The sequence below is a fragment of the Saccharopolyspora sp. NPDC003752 genome (assembly GCF_053605825.1).
The window spans coordinates 68,266-86,754 of sequence record NZ_JBSGJZ010000017.1; the positions used below are offsets into that span (position 1 = coordinate 68,266).

Annotated in this window: 17 protein-coding genes; 10 read left to right on the plus strand and 7 right to left on the minus strand. The window is 70.4% G+C overall.

Features of this window, described 5'->3' with window-relative positions; genetic code table 11:
- The first annotated feature begins 3 nt into the window (after nucleotides 1-3).
- From ACWEV3_RS22695 to hsaB, 7 genes are all read left to right on the plus strand, one after another.
- A complete protein-coding gene (locus ACWEV3_RS22695; protein WP_452615822.1) occupies nucleotides 4-792 on the plus strand; it encodes a 2-keto-4-pentenoate hydratase in 789 nt (262 codons plus the stop codon).
- Between the two features lie 64 nt (nucleotides 793-856).
- Nucleotides 857-1,750 (plus strand): acetaldehyde dehydrogenase (acetylating), encoded by an 894-nt coding sequence (locus tag ACWEV3_RS22700; RefSeq protein ID WP_358572768.1) that lies wholly within the window; start codon nucleotides 857-859, stop codon nucleotides 1,748-1,750.
- Nucleotides 1,751-1,886: 136 nt separating this feature from the next.
- Entirely contained in the window at nucleotides 1,887-2,930 is a 1,044-nt protein-coding gene (gene dmpG / locus ACWEV3_RS22705) for a 4-hydroxy-2-oxovalerate aldolase (RefSeq protein WP_452615823.1), read from the plus strand.
- 44 nt (nucleotides 2,931-2,974) lie between these two features.
- On the plus strand, nucleotides 2,975-4,147 hold the full coding sequence (gene hsaA / locus ACWEV3_RS22710; RefSeq protein ID WP_452615824.1) for a 3-hydroxy-9,10-secoandrosta-1,3,5(10)-triene-9,17-dione monooxygenase oxygenase subunit: 1,173 nt from the start codon (nucleotides 2,975-2,977) through the stop codon (nucleotides 4,145-4,147).
- Nucleotides 4,144-5,004 (plus strand): 4,5:9,10-diseco-3-hydroxy-5,9,17-trioxoandrosta-1(10),2-diene-4-oate hydrolase, encoded by an 861-nt coding sequence (gene hsaD / locus ACWEV3_RS22715; protein WP_452615825.1) that lies wholly within the window; start codon nucleotides 4,144-4,146, stop codon nucleotides 5,002-5,004. Before hsaA ends, hsaD begins: the two co-directional genes overlap by 4 nt.
- A gap of 102 nt (nucleotides 5,005-5,106) precedes the next feature.
- On the plus strand, nucleotides 5,107-6,009 hold the full coding sequence (gene hsaC / locus ACWEV3_RS22720; protein WP_452615826.1) for an iron-dependent extradiol dioxygenase HsaC: 903 nt from the start codon (nucleotides 5,107-5,109) through the stop codon (nucleotides 6,007-6,009).
- Nucleotides 6,006-6,575: a 3-hydroxy-9,10-secoandrosta-1,3,5(10)-triene-9,17-dione monooxygenase reductase subunit gene (hsaB, locus tag ACWEV3_RS22725; protein ID WP_452615827.1), complete on the plus strand. Its 570-nt coding sequence runs from the start codon at nucleotides 6,006-6,008 to the stop codon at nucleotides 6,573-6,575. The genes hsaC and hsaB overlap by 4 nt, the downstream gene beginning before the upstream one ends.
- Before the next feature lie 229 nt (nucleotides 6,576-6,804).
- Here the strand turns inward: hsaB and ACWEV3_RS22730 are convergent, their stop codons facing one another.
- Nucleotides 6,805-7,941 carry a steroid 3-ketoacyl-CoA thiolase gene (locus tag ACWEV3_RS22730; RefSeq protein WP_452615828.1) on the minus strand — a complete coding sequence of 379 codons (1,137 nt, stop codon included), beginning with the start codon at nucleotides 7,939-7,941 and terminating at the stop codon, nucleotides 6,805-6,807.
- Nucleotides 7,942-8,152: 211 nt separating this feature from the next.
- On the opposite strand from ACWEV3_RS22730, the gene ACWEV3_RS22735 reads away from it, so the two are divergent.
- A complete protein-coding gene (locus tag ACWEV3_RS22735; protein WP_452615829.1) occupies nucleotides 8,153-9,379 on the plus strand; it encodes a cytochrome P450 in 1,227 nt (408 codons plus the stop codon).
- Between the two features lie 162 nt (nucleotides 9,380-9,541).
- Here the strand turns inward: ACWEV3_RS22735 and ACWEV3_RS22740 are convergent, their stop codons facing one another.
- From ACWEV3_RS22740 to ACWEV3_RS22760, 5 genes are all read right to left on the minus strand, one after another.
- Nucleotides 9,542-9,994 (minus strand): nuclear transport factor 2 family protein, encoded by a 453-nt coding sequence (locus ACWEV3_RS22740; protein ID WP_452615830.1) that lies wholly within the window; start codon nucleotides 9,992-9,994, stop codon nucleotides 9,542-9,544.
- Nucleotides 9,995-10,082: 88 nt separating this feature from the next.
- Nucleotides 10,083-10,952: a TIGR03619 family F420-dependent LLM class oxidoreductase gene (locus tag ACWEV3_RS22745; RefSeq protein WP_452615831.1), complete on the minus strand. Its 870-nt coding sequence runs from the start codon at nucleotides 10,950-10,952 to the stop codon at nucleotides 10,083-10,085.
- Nucleotides 10,949-12,106 (minus strand): thiolase domain-containing protein, encoded by a 1,158-nt coding sequence (locus ACWEV3_RS22750; RefSeq protein WP_358572787.1) that lies wholly within the window; start codon nucleotides 12,104-12,106, stop codon nucleotides 10,949-10,951. The genes ACWEV3_RS22745 and ACWEV3_RS22750 overlap by 4 nt, the downstream gene beginning before the upstream one ends.
- A complete protein-coding gene (locus ACWEV3_RS22755) occupies nucleotides 12,106-13,161 on the minus strand; it encodes a thiolase domain-containing protein (RefSeq protein ID WP_452615832.1) in 1,056 nt (351 codons plus the stop codon). Before ACWEV3_RS22755 ends, ACWEV3_RS22750 begins: the two co-directional genes overlap by 1 nt.
- Nucleotides 13,162-13,178: 17 nt before the next feature.
- The gene (locus tag ACWEV3_RS22760) at nucleotides 13,179-14,147 is read right to left on the minus strand and encodes a Zn-ribbon domain-containing OB-fold protein (RefSeq protein WP_452615833.1); all 969 of its coding nucleotides are present in this window, start codon (nucleotides 14,145-14,147) and stop codon (nucleotides 13,179-13,181) included.
- Nucleotides 14,148-14,245: 98 nt separating this feature from the next.
- Between ACWEV3_RS22760 and ACWEV3_RS22765 the strand changes: the two genes are divergently transcribed.
- On the plus strand, nucleotides 14,246-15,295 hold the full coding sequence (locus tag ACWEV3_RS22765) for an LLM class F420-dependent oxidoreductase (protein WP_452615834.1): 1,050 nt from the start codon (nucleotides 14,246-14,248) through the stop codon (nucleotides 15,293-15,295).
- Between the two features lie 151 nt (nucleotides 15,296-15,446).
- Nucleotides 15,447-16,997: an acyl-CoA synthetase gene (locus ACWEV3_RS22770; protein ID WP_452615835.1), complete on the plus strand. Its 1,551-nt coding sequence runs from the start codon at nucleotides 15,447-15,449 to the stop codon at nucleotides 16,995-16,997.
- Nucleotides 16,998-17,621: 624 nt separating this feature from the next.
- On the opposite strand, the gene ACWEV3_RS22775 is transcribed toward ACWEV3_RS22770, so the two are convergent.
- Nucleotides 17,622-18,425, minus strand: a complete 804-nt coding sequence (locus ACWEV3_RS22775) for a crotonase/enoyl-CoA hydratase family protein (protein ID WP_452615836.1) — start codon at nucleotides 18,423-18,425, stop codon at nucleotides 17,622-17,624.
- Between the last annotated feature and the right edge of the window lie 64 nt (nucleotides 18,426-18,489).

Below are 18,489 nucleotides of genomic sequence, written 5' to 3' on the forward strand. Positions count from 1 at the left end.
CGGATGCTGGCAGCTGACGCGCGCGCCGAGGTGGCGCAGCGGCTTTGGGACGCGGAGCGCGATCGCGCGCCGATACCGCCGCTGGTGGAGGCGATCCCGCGGCTGGACGCGGTCGACGCCTACGAGATCCAGCTGCTGAACGTGCGCCGGCGCGACGAGCCGGTCGTCGGCCACAAGGTCGGGCTGACCTCGCCGGTCATGCAGCAGATGATGGGCGTGTCCGAGCCCGACTACGGGCACCTGCTGGCGAGCATGCGGTTGCCCGAGGGCGAGCCGGTCGACCCGCGGCGGTACTGCGTGCCGCGGGTGGAGGTCGAGGTCGGGTTCCTGCTGGGCGCGGACCTGCCCGCGGAGTGCACCGAGGCCGACGTGCTGGCCGGGACCGAGGCGCTGGTGCCGGCGATCGAGCTGATCGACAGCCGGATCGCCGACTGGCGGATCAGCCTGGTGGACACGATCGCGGACAACGCGTCCTCGGCGGGCTTCGCGCTCGGCGCGGCGCGGATCGATCCGGGTTCCGTTGACTTGAAACGGATCGGCGCGGTGCTGTGGCGCAACGGCGAGGCCATCGAGCACGGCCGGTCCGACGCGGTGCTGGGCAACCCCGCCACCGCCGTCGCCTGGCTGGCGCGCAAGGTCGCCGCCTTCGGCGTGCGGCTGCGGGCCGGCAACGTCGTGCTGCCCGGCTCCTGCACCCGTGCGATCGACGTGTCGCCCGGTGACGAGTTCCGCGCCGACTTCCGGTGCGGGGGAGCCGATCTGGGCTCCGTGTCGGTGTCGTTCGGGTCGTGAGTGGTTGTGGCCGCCCTGGCGGCCACCACCACTCACGACACCTGACCTGCAGAAAGGAGGCGGAATGGGCAAGGCGACCGCGGCGATCGTCGGATCCGGCAACATCGGCACCGACCTGCTGCACAAGCTGAGCCGCTCCGCGCACCTCGAACCCCGGTGGATGATCGGCATCGACCCGGCCAGCGCTGGGCTGCGCCGGGCGGCGGACCTCGGGGTCGCGGCGAGCGCGGACGGCGTGGACTGGCTGCTGGAGCACCACCGCCCCGACGTGGTCTTCGAAGCCACCTCGGCGAAGGTGCACCGGGCCAACGCGCCCCGCTACGCCGAGGCGGGCATCCGGGCCATCGACCTCACGCCGGCCGCCGTCGGGCCCTACGTGGTGCCGCCGGTGAACCTCGACGAGCACCTGGACGCGCCGAACCTGAACCTGATCACCTGCGGCGGCCAGGCCACCATCCCGATGGTGCACGCGGTGTCGCGGGTGGTGCCGGTCGCCTACGCCGAGATCGTCGCGTCGGTCGCATCGGTGTCGGCCGGGCCGGGCACCCGCGCCAACATCGACGAGTTCACCCGCACCACCAGCAAGGGAATCGAGGTGCTGGGCGGCGCGGAGCGCGGCAAGGCGATCATCGTGCTGAACCCGGCCGATCCGCCGGTGATCATGCGCGACACGATCTTCTGCGCCATCCCGGCCGACGCCGACACCGACGCGATCGGCGCGTCCATCACCAAGATGGCCGCCGAGATCGCCGAGTACGTGCCCGGCTACCGGCTGCTCGCCGAGCCGCAGTTCGACCCGCCGTCGCCGGCCACCGGCGGCATGGCGCGCGCGGCGATCTTCGTCGAAGTCGAGGGCGCGGGCGACTTCCTGCCGCCGTACTCCGGGAACCTGGACATCATGACCGCCGCCGCGGTGCGGGTGGGGGAGCAATTGGTCAGCAAGGAGGCAGTGGCATGAGTAGTCCTGTGTCAACATCAGTCCTCCTCAACCGCACCTCAGGGGAACGTGACGCGAACCCGCCACGAGAAACCGCGAAACGCGAGATCGAGCCGGGCGCAACCACAACTGTGAAACGCGGAGAGGCGGAACTGGCATGACCGGCCTGCCGAACACCTACTCCGAGGCCCTGGACGTGCGGATCACCGACACGTCGCTGCGCGACGGCTCGCACCACAAGCGCCACCAGTTCACCGCGGCGGAGGTGCGCGACATCGTCACCGCGCTCGACGGCGCGGGAGTGCCGGTCATCGAGGTGACGCACGGCGACGGGCTGGGCGGCTCGTCGTTCAACTACGGGTTTTCCCGCACGCCCGAACAAGAACTCATCACCATCGCCGCCGAGACGGCGCGCAACACCAAGATCGCCGTGCTGATGCTGCCGGGAGTCGGCGTCACCGACGACATCGTCATCGCCCGCGACAACGGCGCTTCGGTGTGCCGGATCGCCACGCACTGCACCGAAGCCGACGTGTCGGAGCAGCACTTCGGCCTCGCGCGCGAGCTGGGCCTGGAGACCGTCGGCTTCCTGATGATGGCGCACTCCCAGCCGCCGGAGTCGCTGGCGGAGCAGGCGCGGATCATGGTCGACGCGGGCTGCCAGTGCGTCTACGTGGTCGACTCGGCGGGCGCGCTGGTGCTGGAGCAGGTGGCCGAGCGGGTGTCGGCGCTCGTCGCGGAGGTCGGCGGCGAGGCGCAGGTCGGCTTCCACGGGCACGAGAACCTCGGCGTCGCCGTCGCCAACTCCGTCGCCGCGGCACGGGCCGGCGCGGTGCAGATCGACGGCAGCGCAAGGCGTTTCGGCGCCGGGGCGGGGAACACTCCGGTGGAGGCGTTCGTCGGCGTGTGCGACAAGCTCGGCATCCGCACCGGGATCGACTTCTTCGCCATCGCCGATGCGGCCGAGGACGTGGTGCGCCCGGCGATGCCCGAGGAATGCCTGCTGGACCGCTCGGCGCTGATGATGGGCTACGCCGGGGTGTACTCCAGCTTCCTCAAGCACGCTGCCCGGCAGGCCGAGCGCTATGGCGTCAGCGAGGCGGCGCTGCTGGTGCGCGCGGGCGAGCGCAAGCTCGTCGGCGGCCAGGAGGACCAGCTCATCGACATCGCGCTGGAACTCCAGCGGGATCGACACGAATAAGAACATGTTCTAGCCTGTGATCACTCGGGAAACGGGAGCGGCCGATGAAGGACAGTCGAGCAGTCGTCGAACGGGTGCGGGAACTCCTGCCGGTCCTGCGGGACCGCGCGCAGAAGGCCGAGGACGGCCGGAAGATCCCGGACGAGACCATCGCGGCCCTGCAGGAGGCGGGCTTCTTCGCACTGCTGCAACCGGAGCGCTACGGCGGCTACGAGGCCGACCCGCTGGAGTTCTACGGCGCGGTCCGGCTCATCGGCAGTGCGTGCGGCTCGACCGGCTGGGTGGCGTCGATCCTCGGCGTGCACCCGTGGCACCTGGCCCTGTTCCCGGAGCAGGCCCAGGACGATGTCTGGGGCGAGGACCCGGCGACGCGGATCTCGTCGTCGTACGCGCCGATGGGCAAGGCGACCGTCGTCGATGGTGGCTACCGGCTCAGCGGGCGGTGGAGCTTCTCCTCCGGCTGCGATCACGCGTCGTGGGTGTTCCTCGGCGGGCCGGTGCTGGGCGATGACGGCAAGCCGGTCGACTTCTGCACGTACCTGCTGCCGTTGGGCGACTACCGGATCGAAGACGTGTGGGACACCGTCGGCCTGCGCGGCACCGGCAGCAACGACATCGTCGTGGAGGACGTCTTCGTCCCGCAGCACCGGGCGCTGAGCTTCGTGTCGATGTCCAAGACGCAGTGCCCGGGACACCAGGTCAACACCGCGCCGCTGTACAAGCTCCCCTGGGGGACGGTGCATCCGTCGACGATCACCGCCCCGATCATCGGCATGGCCCAGGGCGCCTACGACGCGCACGTGGCGCACCAGGCCAAGCGGGTGCGGGCGGCGTACGCGGGGGAGAAGGCCAAGGAAGACCCGTTCGCGAAGGTGCGGATCGCGGAGGCGGCCAGCGAGATCGACGCGGCGTGGCTGCAGCTGACGAACAACCTCGCCGAGGAGTACGCGCTGGTGCAGGCGGGCGAGGAAGTCCCGATGTCGCTGCGGCTGCGGGCCCGGCGAGACCAGGTGCGCGGCACGGCGCGGGCGATCTCGGCGATCGACCGGCTCTTCGAGAACTCCGGCGGTCGGGCGCTGTGGTCGGGCACGCCGATCCAGCGGTTCTGGCGCGACGCGCACGCGGGCCGGGTGCACGCCGCCAACGACCTGGAGCGCGCCTACCTGATGTTCGGTTCCGGAGAATTCGGCATCCCAGTTAAGGACTCCATGGTATGACGGTCGATTTCGAGACGACGAGCCGGACCGCGAAGCTGCCGTCCGGATTGACCCTGCACTACCACGAGGCCGGCGACCCGTCGGCGTCCACAGTGGTCATGTTGCACGGCGGGGGACCGGGGGCTTCCTCGTGGAGCAACTTCTCCCGCAACATCGGTGTCCTCGCCGAGGACTTCCACGCCATCGCGGTCGACCAGCCCGGATTCGGCCGCTCCGACAAGCCGACCGAGCACGGCCAGTACTTCACGCACAGCGCGACCGCGCTGCTGGAGCTGCTCGACGAGCTCGGGATCGAGCGCGCCCACCTGCTGGGCAACTCGCTGGGCGGCGGCACGGCGGTGCGCTTCGCGCTGAACCACCCGGATCGCGCCGGGCGGCTGGTGCTGATGGGCCCCGGCGGCCTGAGCCTGAACGCGTTCGCGCCGGACCCGACCGAGGGCGTCCGCAAGCTCAGCGCCTTCGGCGCGCCGCCTGGCCCCAGCAAGGAGAAGCTCGCCGACTTCCTGCGGGCCATGGTCTACGACCAGTCGCTGATCACCGACGAGCTCGTCGACGAGCGCTACGCCGCCGCGTCGAGCCCCGAATCGCTGGCCGCGATGCGGGCGATGGGCGCGTCGTTCATGCACCCGGACACCTTCGAGGAAGGCATGCTGTGGCGGGAGGCGTACCGCCTGCGGCAGCGCGTCCTGCTGATCTGGGGTCGCGAGGACCGGGTCAACCCGCTGGACGGCGCGCTGGTCGCGCTGAAGCTGATCCCGCGCGCGCAGCTGCACGTGTTCGGCCGCTGCGGGCACTGGGCGCAGGTGGAGAAGTTCGCCGAATTCAACCGGATCGCCAAGGATTTCCTGCTCGACTGAGAGACCTGGTTTATGCGAGAAGGCGGCCGCAATTCCCGCAGGGGGGCCGCTACTCGCACCGCCACGCAAGCCACAATCAAGACGATCAATAGGAGGCCCGCGGTGGGCATTCGTTCGCTCGGTTACTTGCGCATCGAGGCGACCGACGTCGAGGCGTGGCGGGTGTTCGGCCTGAAGGTGCTCGGCATGGTCGAAGGCACCGGAGGCGACCCGGACGCGCTGTACCTGCGGATGGACGACTTCCCGGCACGCCTGGTGATCCTGCCCGGCGAGCAGGACCGGCTCGCCACGTCCGGCTGGGAGGTCGCCAACTCCGGGGAGCTGGACGAGGTCCGGGCCCGGCTGGAGAGCGCGGGCGTGCCGTACGAGGAAGGCACGGCCGACGAGCTCGCCGACCGCCGGGTCAACGGGCTGATCAGCTTCACCGACCCGTCCGGCAACGGGCTGGAGGTCTTCCACGGGGTGGCGCTGCAGCACCGCCGCGTGGTCAGCCCGTACGGGCACCGGTTCGTCACCGAGGAGCAGGGCCTCGGGCACGTGGTGCTGTCCACCCACGACGACGAGGCGGCGCTGCGGTTCTACCGGGACGTGCTGGGCTTCCGGCTGCGCGACTCGATGCGGCTGGCGCCGGAACTGGTCGGCCGGCCCGCGGACGGGGATCCGGCCTGGCTGCGGTTCTTCGGCTGCAACCCGCGCCACCACAGCCTGGCGTTCCTGCCGATGCCGACGCCGAGCGGGATCGTGCACCTGATGGTGGAGGTCGCCGACGTCGACGACGTCGGGCTGACCCTGGACCGCGCGCAGCGGCGGAAGGTGCCGATGTCGGCGACGCTGGGGCGGCACGTCAACGACCTGATGCTGTCGTTCTACATGAAGACGCCGGGCGGCTTCGACGTCGAATTCGGTTGCGAGGGCAGGCAGGTCGAGGACGAGGACTGGATCGCCCGCGAGAGCACGGCGGTCAGCCTGTGGGGCCACGACTTCAGCGTCGGCGCCCGGCCATGACCGGCGACGAGGCACGGGTGTCACTAGCCCCGGAGCCGGCGGTGTTCCGGCGGGTGCTGGGGCACTTCGGCACCGGCGTCACGGTGGTGACGGGGACGGACGGCGAGCGGCCGGTGGGCTTCGCCTGCCAGTCGTTCGCGGCGCTGTCCCTGGACCCGCCACTGGTCCTGTTCTGCCCGGCCCGGACGTCCCGGGCCTGGCCGGTGCTGGAGCGGGCGGGGCGGTTCTGCGTCAACGTCCTGGCGGAGTCGCAACGACCGGTCAGCACGGTGTTCGGCCGCAGCGGCGACGACAAGTTCGCCGGCCTCCGCTGGCACCCGGCCCCGTCGGGCGCCCCGATCCTCGACGGCGTGCTGACCTGGATCGACTGCGACATCGAGGCGGTGCACGAGGCGGGCGACCACTACATCGCCATCGGCCGCGTCCGGTCCCTCGGCGAAACCGACGCCGGCGCACCGCTGCTGTTCTACCGGGGTGCCTACGCGGGCCTGGCCCCGACGCCGCAGGCCCCGCCAACGGATCTCGACCTGTTCCTCACCACGATCCACCCCGACGACTGGCTGTAACACCAGAAGCGAACGGCCCGTCCACTCCGCCTATCGAGACGAACGGCCCGTTCACCTCGGTCCGATTCGTGCCAGCCGGTATTGGATGAAGTGAACGGCCTGTTCACCTTGGCTATTGAGGTGAACGGGCCGTTCACCTCGGTCTGATTCGTGCCAGCCGGTATTGGATGAAGTGAACGGCCTGTTCACCTCGGCTATTGAGGTGAACAGGCCGTTCGCTTCGGCTTCTTCAGCGCAGCCGTTCGATGATCGTGCCCGTGGCCAGGGCTCCGCCGGCGCACATCGTGATCAGCGCCGTCGTGGCGTCGCGGCGCTCCAGCTCGTGCAGGGCCGTGGTGATCAGCCTGGCTCCGGTGCTGCCGACCGGGTGGCCGAGCGCGATCGCGCCGCCGTTGACGTTGACCCGGTCCAGGTCCGGTTCGTGCACCGTCGCCCACGACAGCACCACCGAGGCGAACGCCTCGTTCACCTCGAAGACGTCGATGTCCCCGAGCTTCATGCCGCTGAGCTCCAGCACCCGCTGGGTGGCCTGCACCGGCCCGTCCAGGTGGTAGTACGGCTCGCCGCCCACCAGGCACTGCGCGACGATCCGGGCGCGCGGCCGCAGGCCGAGCTCGGCGGCCCGGTCGGAGTCGGCCAGCAGCACGGCCGCCGCGCCGTCGGAGATCTGCGACGACGTCCCGGCCGTGTGCATCCCGTTCTCCAGAACGGGTTTCAGGCCGCCGAGGGCCTGCATGCTGGTTTCGCGCAGGCCCTCGTCGCGGGTCACCGGGTCACCGCCGGGAACGCGGACCGGGACGATCTCGCGGTCGAAGCGCCCCTCCCGCCACGCCGCCTGCGCTCGGTCCTGGGAGCGCAGGCCGAAGGCGTCCAGGTCCTCGCGGGTGATGCCGCGGCGCGCGGCGATGCGGTCCGCCGCCTCGTACTGGTTCGGCAGGTCGATGTCCCAGGTGTCCGGCCGCGGCATGCCCACGTCGGTGCCGAGGTTGCTGCGCAGCGGCACGCGGCTCATCGCCTCGACGCCGCAGGAGATGCCGACCCGCACCGCGTCGACGGCGATCAGGCCCGCGACGAGGTGCGTGGCCTGCTGCGCCGACCCGCATTGCGCGTCGACCGTGGTGCACCCGACCTGGTGCGGCAGGCCGGCGTTCAGCCACGCCGTGCGGGTGACGTTGTTCGACTGCTCGCCGGCCTGGGTCACGCAGCCGCCGATCACCTGGTCGGCCTCGGCGGCGTCGATGCCGGCGCGGTCGAGCAGGCCGCGTTGCGCGGCGCCGAGGATCTCGGCGGCGTGCAGCCCCGAGAGCCGGCCGCGGCGCTTGCCGATCGGCGTGCGGACCGCTTCCACGATCACCGGATTGCCCACCTGGATCTCCTCTCGCACGGTCTTCGACGTCAAAACTAGAACACGTTCTGATTCCTTTGCAAGAGTTCGGATCAAGCCTGGTCGAAAGTGCGTTCTCTTGCACGATTCAAGGTTAGTTACAGGGGTTTACTGAATCTTGGAAGTGTGGTTCTCTTGCTTAGAACTCGTTCCAATTCTTCGGTCGGATCTCGCGCCGCTGTAGGAGGTATCCGTGGTCGCACCGCGCATTCCGGAGGGCTTCGACTTCACCGATCCCGACCTGCTCGCCGAACGGCTGCCGCTGGCCGAGTTCGCCGAGCTCCGCCGCACCTCGCCGGTGTGGTGGAACCAGCAGCCCGACCGTCGCAGCGGGTTCGACGACGGTGGGTTCTGGGTGGTCAGCAGGCACGCCGACGTCAAGGAGGTCTCCCGGCGCAGCGATGTGTTCTCCACCTGGGAGAACACCGCCGTGATCCGGTTCAACGAGGGCATGAGCCGCGAGCAGATCGAGCTGCAGCGGTTCATCATGATCAACATGGATCCGCCGCAGCACACCAAGCTGCGCAAGATCGTGCAGCGGGGCTTCACGCCGCGGGCCATCAACAGCCTGGAGGCCGCGCTGCGCGACCGGGCGCAGCGCATCGCCACCGAGGCGCGCAAGCGCGGCACCGGCGACTTCGTCACCGACGTGGCCTGCGAGCTGCCGCTGCAGGCGATCGCGGAACTGCTCGGGCTGCCGCAGGAGCACCGCAGGGAGATCTTCGACTGGTCGAACCAGATGATCGGCTACGACGACCCGGAGTACGACATCCAGCCGGAGGTCGCCGCCGCCGAGATGCTCGGCTACTTCGCGAACATGGCCGAGGAGCGCCGCGGCTGCCCGATGGACGACATCGTGACCAAGCTCGTGCAGGCCGACATCGACGGCAACGCGCTGACCGCGGACGAGTTCGGTTTCTTCGTGATCCTGCTGGCGGTGGCGGGCAACGAGACCACCCGCAACGCCATCACCCACGGCATGCTCGCGTTCATGGACAACCCGGACCAGTGGGAGCTCTACAAGGAGCAGCGCCCGTCGACGGCGGCCGACGAGATCGTGCGCTGGGCGACGCCGGTGGTCGCGTTCCAGCGCACCGCGACGGCGGACGTCGAGCTCGGCGGCGTGGAGATCAAGAAGGGTCAGCGGGTCGGGATGTTCTACAGCTCGGCGAACTTCGACCCGGAGGTCTTCGACGAGCCGGAGCGCTTCGACATCACCCGCGACCCGAATCCGCACGTCGGCTTCGGCGGCAACGGCGCGCACTACTGCCTCGGCGCGAACCTGGCGCGCCTGGAGATCGACCTGATCTTCAACGCGATCGCGGACCACATGCCGGACATCAAGCGGGTGGGCGACCCGCGTCGCCTCCGCTCCGGCTGGCTCAACGGCATCAAGGAAGTCCAGGTCCAGTACACCTGATCGAACGCGCGACACCCCCGGCCGGGAAGTTCCGGCCGGGGGTGTCGCAATCCGATTTCGCCTGGAATCGGGAACTTCGGTGCCCGGGCCAACCGGTCAGGTCTCGGGCCCGCCGGGTGAAGTCGGCGAGCGCGTCTCCGGGAATCGGGCTGAGCGGCGGCGTCAGTTCGCCTGGCGGATGGTGGCCATCGCGCGGTCGAATTCCCAGAACGCTCGCATCGAGCGGATCAGGCCGGCGTCGTCGACGTGGTAGACGAACACGCCTTCGGCGTCCATCGCGTTGCCATCCGGGAGGAACGTGGTGACCCGGCCGACGTTGGCGGCTTCGCGGCCCGCCGCGAAGGAGTCGTCGATGTGGAACTCGATGCGGTCGGCCTGGGCGATCGCCAGGTCCCAGAAGGCGGCGATGCCTTCGCGGCCGTGGTGGCCGCGGCCTTCGGGATCGAAGACCGACGGGCCGACCGGGTCCTCCACGACGCCGTCCGGCGCGAACAGCGCCACCCATTCGTCCTTGGCGCCGCGCGCCACCGCGCTCATCGATGCCAGCGCCGCTTCGCGCGCCGGGTGCGGCTCGCGGGTCGCCGCCCAGTGCACGCCCTTGCTGTCCACGTCCACGTCCTGCCTCCTGATCCGGTCCGTGTCGGTTTCGCGCGAAAACGGCCGGGTGAACGTCGATTCCTCGCGAAATTGCGCCCGGGTCGCGTCACACGTTGTTGATCACGTTACCGGCGAACTTGGCGATCGACGACTGCTTGGTGCTCAGGTCCGCGTCGAAGCCGTGGCCGTCGAACAGCCAGGGGACCACGATCGCGTCCGTCACGCCGATCTCCGCCTGCTCCCGGTAGCCGTCGACGCCGAAGCGGTCCACGCAGACCGCCTGGATCTCGAACGGCTCACCGGCTCGCCCGCACTCCGCGCGCAGCTCGGCGAGCCGGCCGATGGTGCTGCGCAGGTCGTCGATGCCCATCATCGCCGATGCCCAGCCGTCTCCCACCCGGGCCGCCCGGCGCAGCGCCGCATCCGTGTGCCCGCCGACGTAGATCGGCACCGGGCGCGCCGGTGCCGGGCTCATCTGCAGGCGGTCGAAGTCGAAGAACTCGCCGTGGTACTCCACCATTCCGCCGCCGAGGATCAGCCGCAGGACCTCGATCGCCTCGTCCACCCGCGCGCCGCGCTTCGCGTACGGGGCGCCGCACCACTCGAACTCCTCCGGCGCCCAACCGAGCCCGATGCCCAGGCCGAACCGGTCGCCGGTGAGCACCGCGACCGACGCCAGCTGCCGCGCCAGCAGGACCGGATTGCGCGGCCCGAGCTTGAGGACCGACGTGTAGAACCGCAGGCGCGAGGTCGCCGCGCCCATCGCCGCGGCGGCGATCAGCGGGTCCGCCCACGGCGTTTCCGCGGTCCACATCCGCGAGCCGTCCGGGGTGTACGGGTAGGCCGCCGAGACCTGTTCGGAGTAGAACAGCGAATCCGGCAGGGCGACCGAGTCGAAGCCGCATTCCTCGGCGGTGCGGGCCAGCTCGGTGAGCTGGTCGAGCGGGCTCATCGCAACGGACAGCGTGAACTTCATCGTTCCCCCGGTTTCTGGGCTCCGACGACCCACATCGAGAAGTACTGGGAGCCACCCCCGTAGGCGTGGCCGAGCGCGGTGCGGGCGCCGTCCACCTGGTGCTCGCCCGCCTTGCCGGTCACCTGCATCGCCGCCTCGGCGAACCGCAGCAGCCCGGACGCGCCGATCGGGTTCGACGACAGCACGCCGCCGGACGGGTTGACCGGCAGCCGCCCGCCCAGCGCGGTTTCCCCGGCCTCGGTGAGCTTCCAGCCCTCACCGGCGGCCGCGAAGCCGAGGTTCTCCAGCCACATCGGCTCGAACCAGGAGAACGGCACGTAGATCTCCGCGGTGTCCACTTCGGACAGCGGATCGGTGATGCCCGCCTGCTTCCACAGCGCCGCGGCCGCGTCCCGCCCGGCCTGGGGGTTCACCTGGTCGCGCCCGGCGAAGGTGGTCGGCTCGGTGCGCATCGCGGTGGCGTGGATCCACGCGGCCGGGCCGCCCGCCGGTTCGTCGCCGATGATCACGGCGCACGCGCCGTCGGAGGACGGGCAGGTCTCGTCGTAGCGGATCGGATCCCACAGCACCTGCGAGGCCAGCACCGATTCCAGCGTGATGTCGTCCTGCTTGAGGTGCGCGTACGGGTTCCGGGCGCCGTTGCGCCGGTCCTTCACCGCGACCATGGCGCCGATGTGCCCGGGCGCCCCGGAGCGGCGGATGTAGGAGCGGACGTGCGGGGCGAAGTAGCCGCCCGCGCCCGCACCGACCGGCATGGTGAACGGCGGCACGATCGACAGCGCCCACATCGCGTTCGACTCGGACTGCTTCTCGAACGCCACCGCGAGCACCCGGCGGTGCACGCCGCCCTGCACGAGGCTGGCCGCGACGTTGCCGGTCGAGCCGCCCACCGATCCGGCGGTGTGCACCCGCAGCAGCGGTTTGCCGGTGGCGCCGAGGGAATCGGCGAGGTGCAGCTCCGGCATCATCACGCCCTCGAACAGGTCGGGCGCCTTGCCGACCACGACGGCGTCGATGTCCGGCCAGTCCAGGCCCGCATCGGCCAGCGCCCGCTCCGCGGCCTCCCGGCACAGCCCGGCGATCGAGACGTCCAGCCGCTTGCTGGTGTGGTGCGTCTGGCCGGTCCCGAGGACCGCCGCCGACCGCTTGCCCATCAGGACCTTCCCTCCATCACGCAGACCAGGTTCTGCTGCAGCGCCGGTCCGCTGGTCGCGTGCGCCAGCACCCGCCCGGCCCGCCCGTCCATCACGCGCGCCGCGGCCTCGCCGATGCGGGCCAGACCGGCCGCGAACATCGGATTGCCGCAGAGCGCGCCGCCGGAGGGGTTGATCGCGACCGAGTCGTCGAGCCCGATCGCCCGGCGCAGCAGGATTTCCTGGTGGGTGAACGGCGCGTGCAGTTCCGCGACCTCGACGCCGTCGGCCCCGGCGGCTCGCGCCGCGGCGGTGGTCGAAGCAGACCGGCGCAGGTCGCGGGAGCCGAGGCTGCCCGACTCGACGCGGTGCTCCAAACCGGTTATCCAGGCAGGCCTTTCGCGGATCTCCCGGGCCCGGTCCGCGCTCGCCAGGACGACGACGGCGGCGCCGTCGGAGATCGGCGCGCAGTCGTGCGCGCGGAGCGGATCGGCGATGTAGGGCGCGCCGAGCAGATCCTCGGCGTCGACCGATCCGGACACCTGTGCTCTGGGGTTTTCCGTTGCCGCTGCGCGACTTCGCGCGGCCACGGCCGCCATGTCGCGCTCGGTCCAGTCGCCGGCGTCCAGGCCGAGCCGGGCCTGCAGCCCGGCGATGCTCACCGAGTCCGGCCACAGCGGCGCGACCGAGTAGGGATCGAGCTGCAGCGCGAGGGTCCGGCGCAGGTCGCCCGCCGAGGACTTGCCGAAGCCGTAGACCAGGGCCGTGTCGACCTCGCCGGTGCGGATCTTCACCCACGCCTCGTAGAGCGCCCACGCCGCGTCCATCTCCACGTGCGACTCGTTGATCGGCGGGAACGCGCCGATGGCGTCGACCGCAGCGATGAACGAGAACGCCCGGCCCGCGAGGTAGTCCGACGACCCCGAGCACCAGAACCCGATGTCCTCCTTGGCGAGCCCGGTTCCGGCCAGCACTTCGCGGAAGATCGGCACCAGCATCTCGACGCCGTTGGTGGTGCCCCGGGTGGCGCGCACGTTCGGTGCCTGCGCGAACCCGACGACGGCTACGTCTGTCACGGCGGACTCCCGGGGGTTCAGAGGTGTTGGGCGTAGGACTCGAACGGCGCATCGGGCTCGCCGGTCGGTTCGAAGTGGTCGATGTTCTGCAGCGTGTGGTCCCACTCCTCGCGGGGTTTCCACACCGCGCGCACCCGCATCCCCATCCGGACCTCGTCGGCCGCGCAGCCGAGCACGAGGTGCAGGAACGCGATGTCGGCGCCGTCGAGCAGCACGTACGCGGACACGTACGGCGGCTTGATGCGCTGGCCCAGGAAGGGGACGTTGACGATGCAGAAGGTGGTCACGATCCCGGTGTCGGGGAGCTCGACCTCTTCCTCGGTGGGCACCCCGTCCGTCGGGCACGCGCCGCGCGGCGGGATGTAGACCTTCGCGCACGCCGGGCAGCGCTGGCCGAGCAGCCGCCCTTCGGCGAGGCCCCGCAGGTACCGGCTCTCCTCGGGGGACGCCGAGTGCCGGTAGTGCAGGTGCACCGGGGAGGTCAGCGTGGTGACGGGTTCCGCGCCCTCCGGTTCGTCGCGCTCCGAACCGCTCACGACGTCGTGCGCCGGTTCGAAGCAGGCGATGTCGCGGATGCCGTTGCCGAGTTCCTCGGCCCAGCGGACCCGCACGCGCATCCCGGTGCTGATCTGCTCCGGTGTTGGCACGTCGACGGCGTGCAGCATCGGCGTGTCCGCCCCGTCCAGCAGGACGAACGCCCAGGCGAACGGGCGCTGGAGCGGCTGGCCCTCCATCGGCTCCGGCATCCACGTCCAGCTGACGACGGTGCCCTGCGTGCCGACCGGCACGAATTCGTCGAGGACGGCGGCGGTTTCCGGGTCGTGCTCGACCGGCGGCACGTGCACCCGGCCGTCGCTGCCGCGGACTCCGACGATCCGGCGATCGCGCAGGGCGGTGGCGAACCGGCCGTGCACCGGCCCCAGGGATCGGGTGTAGTCGAAGCCGATTTCGAGAGGGGCGCTGAGTGGTTCCGGGAGCCCAGTCACGCACTGAAGTGAAACATGTTCTCGATTTTGGGGCAATATCCGGGCAGGATGACCCGGGAGGATTCGTCAGCAGTGCCGCCGGACGAGGAGGTTCGCGGATGAAGATAGGGCTGCAGCTCGGATACTGGGGTGCGCAACCGCCGTCGAATGCGGAAGAACTCGTTCTCGAAGCCGAGCGCGCGGGATTCGACGGGATCTTCGCGGCGGAGTCCTGGGGATCGGACGCGTTCACGCCGCTCGCCTGGTGGGGCTCCCGGACGAGCCGGGTCCGGCTGGGCACCTCGGTCGCGCAGCTCTCCGCGCGCTCGCCGGCCTCGTGCGCGATGCACGCGCTGACGCTGGACCACCTCTCCGGCGGGCGCTGCGTGCTGGGGCTCGGCGTGTCCGGCCCGCAGGTCGTCGAAGGCTGGTACGGCACGCCGTTCGCGAAACCCCTTGCCAGGACGCGGGAATACGTCTCGATCGTGCGGCAGGTGCTGGCCCGCGAGGCGCCGGTGCGCAACGCCGGCCCGCACCACCCGCTGCCCTACGACGGGCCCGGCTCGCTCGGCCTCGGCAAGTCGCTGCGCCCGATCACCCATCCGCTGCGCGCCGACCTGCCGATCTGGCTGGGCGCCGAGGGGCCGCGCAACGTTGCGCAGACCGCCGAGATCGCCGACGGGTGGCTGGCGGTGTACTACTCGCCGCGCATCGCCGCGACGTACGAGGACTGGCTGGCCGAGGGATTCGCCCGGCCGGGCGCGCGCCGCAGCCGCGAGGAGTTCGAGATCGCGGCCAGCTGCCAGGTGGTCGTCACCGACGACCCGGCGGCGGAGCGGGCGCGGCTGAAGCCCTCGCTGGCCCTCTACATCGGCGGGATGGGCGCGCCGGGCATGAACTTCCACGCCGAGCTGTTCCGGCGGATGGACTACGGATCCGCCGTCGACGACGTGGAGCGACTGTTCGCGGCCGGGCGGCGCGAGGAGGCGGTCGCGGCGGTGCCGGACGAGATGGTCGACGACATCGCGATCATCGGCGACGCCGAATCGGTGCGCAGCCGGGTCCGGGAGTGGGAGCGGGCCGGGGTGGACACGCTGCTGGTCGGCTGCCGCGAGACCGGGCACCTCCGCGGTGTCGCGGACGCGCTGGGGCTTGCCGAAAATCTGTAACGGGTTCTAGTTTGTAGGTCGCGCGGGTCGGCGTGCGGAGTCGTGAGTGCTGAGTCCGGTGAGAACCGGCTTCAGCGCTCACGACACCTCGCCCACCGCCGCGCCCTGCTCAGTACTCCGATTCCCGCGTCATCGTCGACAGGAGTCCGCCGTGTCCGACATCGGGCTGTGGAAGATCGCCGAGCAACAACCGAACCGGACGGCCGTGATCGCACCGGACGGAAGGGCGGTCGGCTACGCCGAACTCGCCGCCGCCGCGGACCGCTACGGACGCGGCCTGCAGAGCAGGGGTCTCGAGGCCGGCGACAGCATCGTCCTGATGCTGCCCAACGGCGATGACCTGCTCGCCGCGTACTTCGCGGCGCTGCAATGCGGGCTGTACGCGGTGACGGTGAACTGGCACCTCGTCGGTGCCGAAGTCGCCTACCTGATCGAGGACAGCGGGGCGAAGGCCTTCGTGGCGCACGAGCGGTTCGCCGAGACGGCTGCGGATGCCGCCGCGCGCAGCGGGCTTCCCGCGTCGGCCCGCTTCGCGGTCGGCGAGATCCCGGGATTCCAGGCCCTTTCCGGGCTCGGCGCGCAGGAGCCGCCGAAACGCCCGGAGGTGCGGACGACGGGCTCGCCCATGCTGTACACGTCGGGAACCACCGGTCGCCCCAAGGGCGTTCGGCGCCCGCTGACCGGGGCCGATCCGGACGAGGTTCCGGCCGCGGCGAAGTGGTTCTTCGGCATCTTCGGCCTGCAGCCGTTCGACGACCACGTGCACCTGTGCGGCTCGCCGCTGTACCACACCGCGGTGCTCAACTTCGTCAGCCACTCCGTCCAATTCGGACACACGGCGGTGCTGATGGACCGCTGGGACCCGGCGGAGATGTTGCGGCTGATCGAACTGCACCGCGTCACCCACACGCACATGGTGCCGACCCAGTTCCACCGGCTGCTGGCGCTGCCGCCGGAAGTCCGCGCGCGCTACGACGTCTCGTCGCTGCGCGCGGCGATCCACGGGGCCGCGCCGTGCCCGCCCGAGGTCAAGCGGGCGATGCTGGAGTGGTGGGGCCCGGTGGTGGTGGAGTACTACGCGGCGACCGAGGGCGGCGGCACCTCGATCACCGCGGCGGAGTGGCTGGACAAGCCGGGTTCGGTCGGCAAGGCGTGGCCGGGCTCGACGGTCAAGGTGCTCGGCGACGACGGCGCGGAGCTGCCGGCCGGCGAGATCGGCACCGTGTACATGCGGATGGGCGGCTCCAGCTTCGAGTACCACCGGGACGCGCAGAAGACGAAGCAGGCACGGGTGGGCGACCTGTTCACCATGGGCGACGTCGGCTACCTCGACGAGGACGGCTACCTGTACCTGTGCGACCGCAAGAGCGACATGATCATCTCCGGCGGGGTGAACATCTACCCGGCGGAGATCGAGAACGCCCTGTCGGTGCACCCGGAGGTCGCGGACGTGGCGGTGTTCGGCGTGCCGCACGCGGACTGGGGCGAGGAGGTCAAGGCCGTCGTGCAGCCGGCCGACGGCGTCGAGCCGGGGGAGGAGCTGGCGGCGGACCTCATCGCCTTCGCCCGGGACCGGCTGGCGAAGTTCAAGATCCCGCGCAGCATCGACTTCGTCGCGGAACTTCCCCGCGACCCCAACGGAAAGCTCTACAAGCGAAAGCTCCGAGAGCCCTACTGGACCGACCGCGACCGAGCGATCTGACGCCCCAGTTTCAATTGAAACCACCGAACCACACACCACCGGACGCAAGTTTCAATGAGGTTTTTCCAACCTCGTTCTGCGTGGCGGTGCGGGTAGCGGAACCTCAGAGGCTCCCTGGTCTGTGGGTGCCCTGACTTATGTATGTCCAATACACGGCGTCAGGACCGTCCTCGCCAGGAAGCCTCTGAGAACCCGCGGCGGTGCGAGTGCCGTAGGTGGGCTATGCGCCTGCGGCGCATGCGACACCCCATCGACGTGCACCTTTGCGACCCGCAGCTGCGGGCCGACCAGGATGAAAAACGCTCAATGGAAACCACCGAACCACACACCACCGGACGCAAGTTTCAATTGAAACCTGCGTCCGATGGCGCCCAGAACCAGAGGTTTCCATTTTCATCCTGGTCTGCGGCGTCAGGCCAGGTCCCGAGTGCGCAGGGGTCGTGAGTGCCCATGGTCGCCATAGCAGCCGTGACCACTCACGACCCAGGACGCAGGCCATTCGCGTAGAGGATGAAAAAAGGTCATTGAGACCTGGCCCGGGGGTCCCCGGGATGGAGGTTTCAATTGAAACCGGGCACCTCCGGGTCCAGTTTCAATTGAAACCTGGGTTGGGTGGGTTCTGGGTTACTTGCCGCGGAACTGGGGCTTGCGCTTCTCCGCGAAGGCCCTGGGGCCTTCCTTGGCGTCCTCGCTGCCGAAGACTGCCATGCCGAGCCGGGCGTCCACCTGGAACGCCTCGTTCTCCGGCATGCCTTCGGTTTCCCGCATCGTGCGGAGGATCGCCTGCACCGCGAGCGGGCCGTTGGCGGTGATGAGGCCGGCCAGTTCCAGGGCCTTGTCGAGGGCCTGGCCGTCCGGGACGACGTGGCCGATCAGGCCCAGGTCCTTGGCTTCGGGCGCGAAGATGTGCCTGCCGGTCAGGAGGATGTCCGCCGCGACCGTGTACGGGATCTGGCGCGGCAGGCGGACCGCCGAGCCGCCCAGCGGGAACAGGCCCCAGCGCGCCTCCGACACCCCGAACCGCGCGCTCTCGCCCGCCACCCGGATGTCGGTGGCCTGCAGGATTTCCGTGCCGCCCGCCACCGCGGGTCCTTCCACCGCCGCGATCAGCGGCTTGGTCAGCCGCCGGCCCTTGAGCAGCGGTTCGATCACGGACATGTCCATGCCGCGGGCGGTGTCGCCGGGATGCGCCTGCGTCATCGCCTTCAGGTCGGCGCCGGCGCAGAACGCGCCGCCCGCGCCGGTCAGCACGCACGCCCGGATGTCGTCGTCGCCGTCCACCTCGTCCCAGGCCTGCCGCATGATCTCCAGCATCGGCCCGGACAGGGCGTTGCGGACCTCGGGCCGGTTCATCGTCACCACGAGCACCGCGCCGCGCCGCTCGACCAGGCAGTGGGGTTGCTCGACGACCTCGGTTGTCGACGTCATGGGAACCTTTCCGGTCGGTGTTGGGAATCGGCTCGCCGGATCACCCGTTCGGCCGCAGGGGGAA

What these genes read in the sequence shown, in the direction of transcription:
- ACWEV3_RS22695 (WP_452615822.1), top strand. Translation starts at nt 4, where the DNA reads ATGCTGGCAGCTGACGCGCGCGCCGAGGTGGCGCAGCGGCTTTGGGAC.
- ACWEV3_RS22700 (WP_358572768.1), top strand. Translation starts at nt 857, where the DNA reads ATGGGCAAGGCGACCGCGGCGATCGTCGGATCCGGCAACATCGGCACC.
- dmpG (WP_452615823.1), top strand. Translation starts at nt 1,887, where the DNA reads ATGACCGGCCTGCCGAACACCTACTCCGAGGCCCTGGACGTGCGGATC.
- hsaA (WP_452615824.1), top strand. Translation starts at nt 2,975, where the DNA reads ATGAAGGACAGTCGAGCAGTCGTCGAACGGGTGCGGGAACTCCTGCCG.
- hsaD (WP_452615825.1), top strand. Translation starts at nt 4,144, where the DNA reads ATGACGGTCGATTTCGAGACGACGAGCCGGACCGCGAAGCTGCCGTCC.
- hsaB (WP_452615827.1), top strand. Translation starts at nt 6,006, where the DNA reads ATGACCGGCGACGAGGCACGGGTGTCACTAGCCCCGGAGCCGGCGGTG.
- ACWEV3_RS22745 (WP_452615831.1), bottom strand. Translation starts at nt 10,952, where the DNA reads ATGAAGTTCACGCTGTCCGTTGCGATGAGCCCGCTCGACCAGCTCACC.
- ACWEV3_RS22750 (WP_358572787.1), bottom strand. Translation starts at nt 12,106, where the DNA reads ATGGGCAAGCGGTCGGCGGCGGTCCTCGGGACCGGCCAGACGCACCAC.
- ACWEV3_RS22765 (WP_452615834.1), top strand. Translation starts at nt 14,246, where the DNA reads ATGAAGATAGGGCTGCAGCTCGGATACTGGGGTGCGCAACCGCCGTCG.
- ACWEV3_RS22775 (WP_452615836.1), bottom strand. Translation starts at nt 18,425, where the DNA reads ATGACGTCGACAACCGAGGTCGTCGAGCAACCCCACTGCCTGGTCGAG.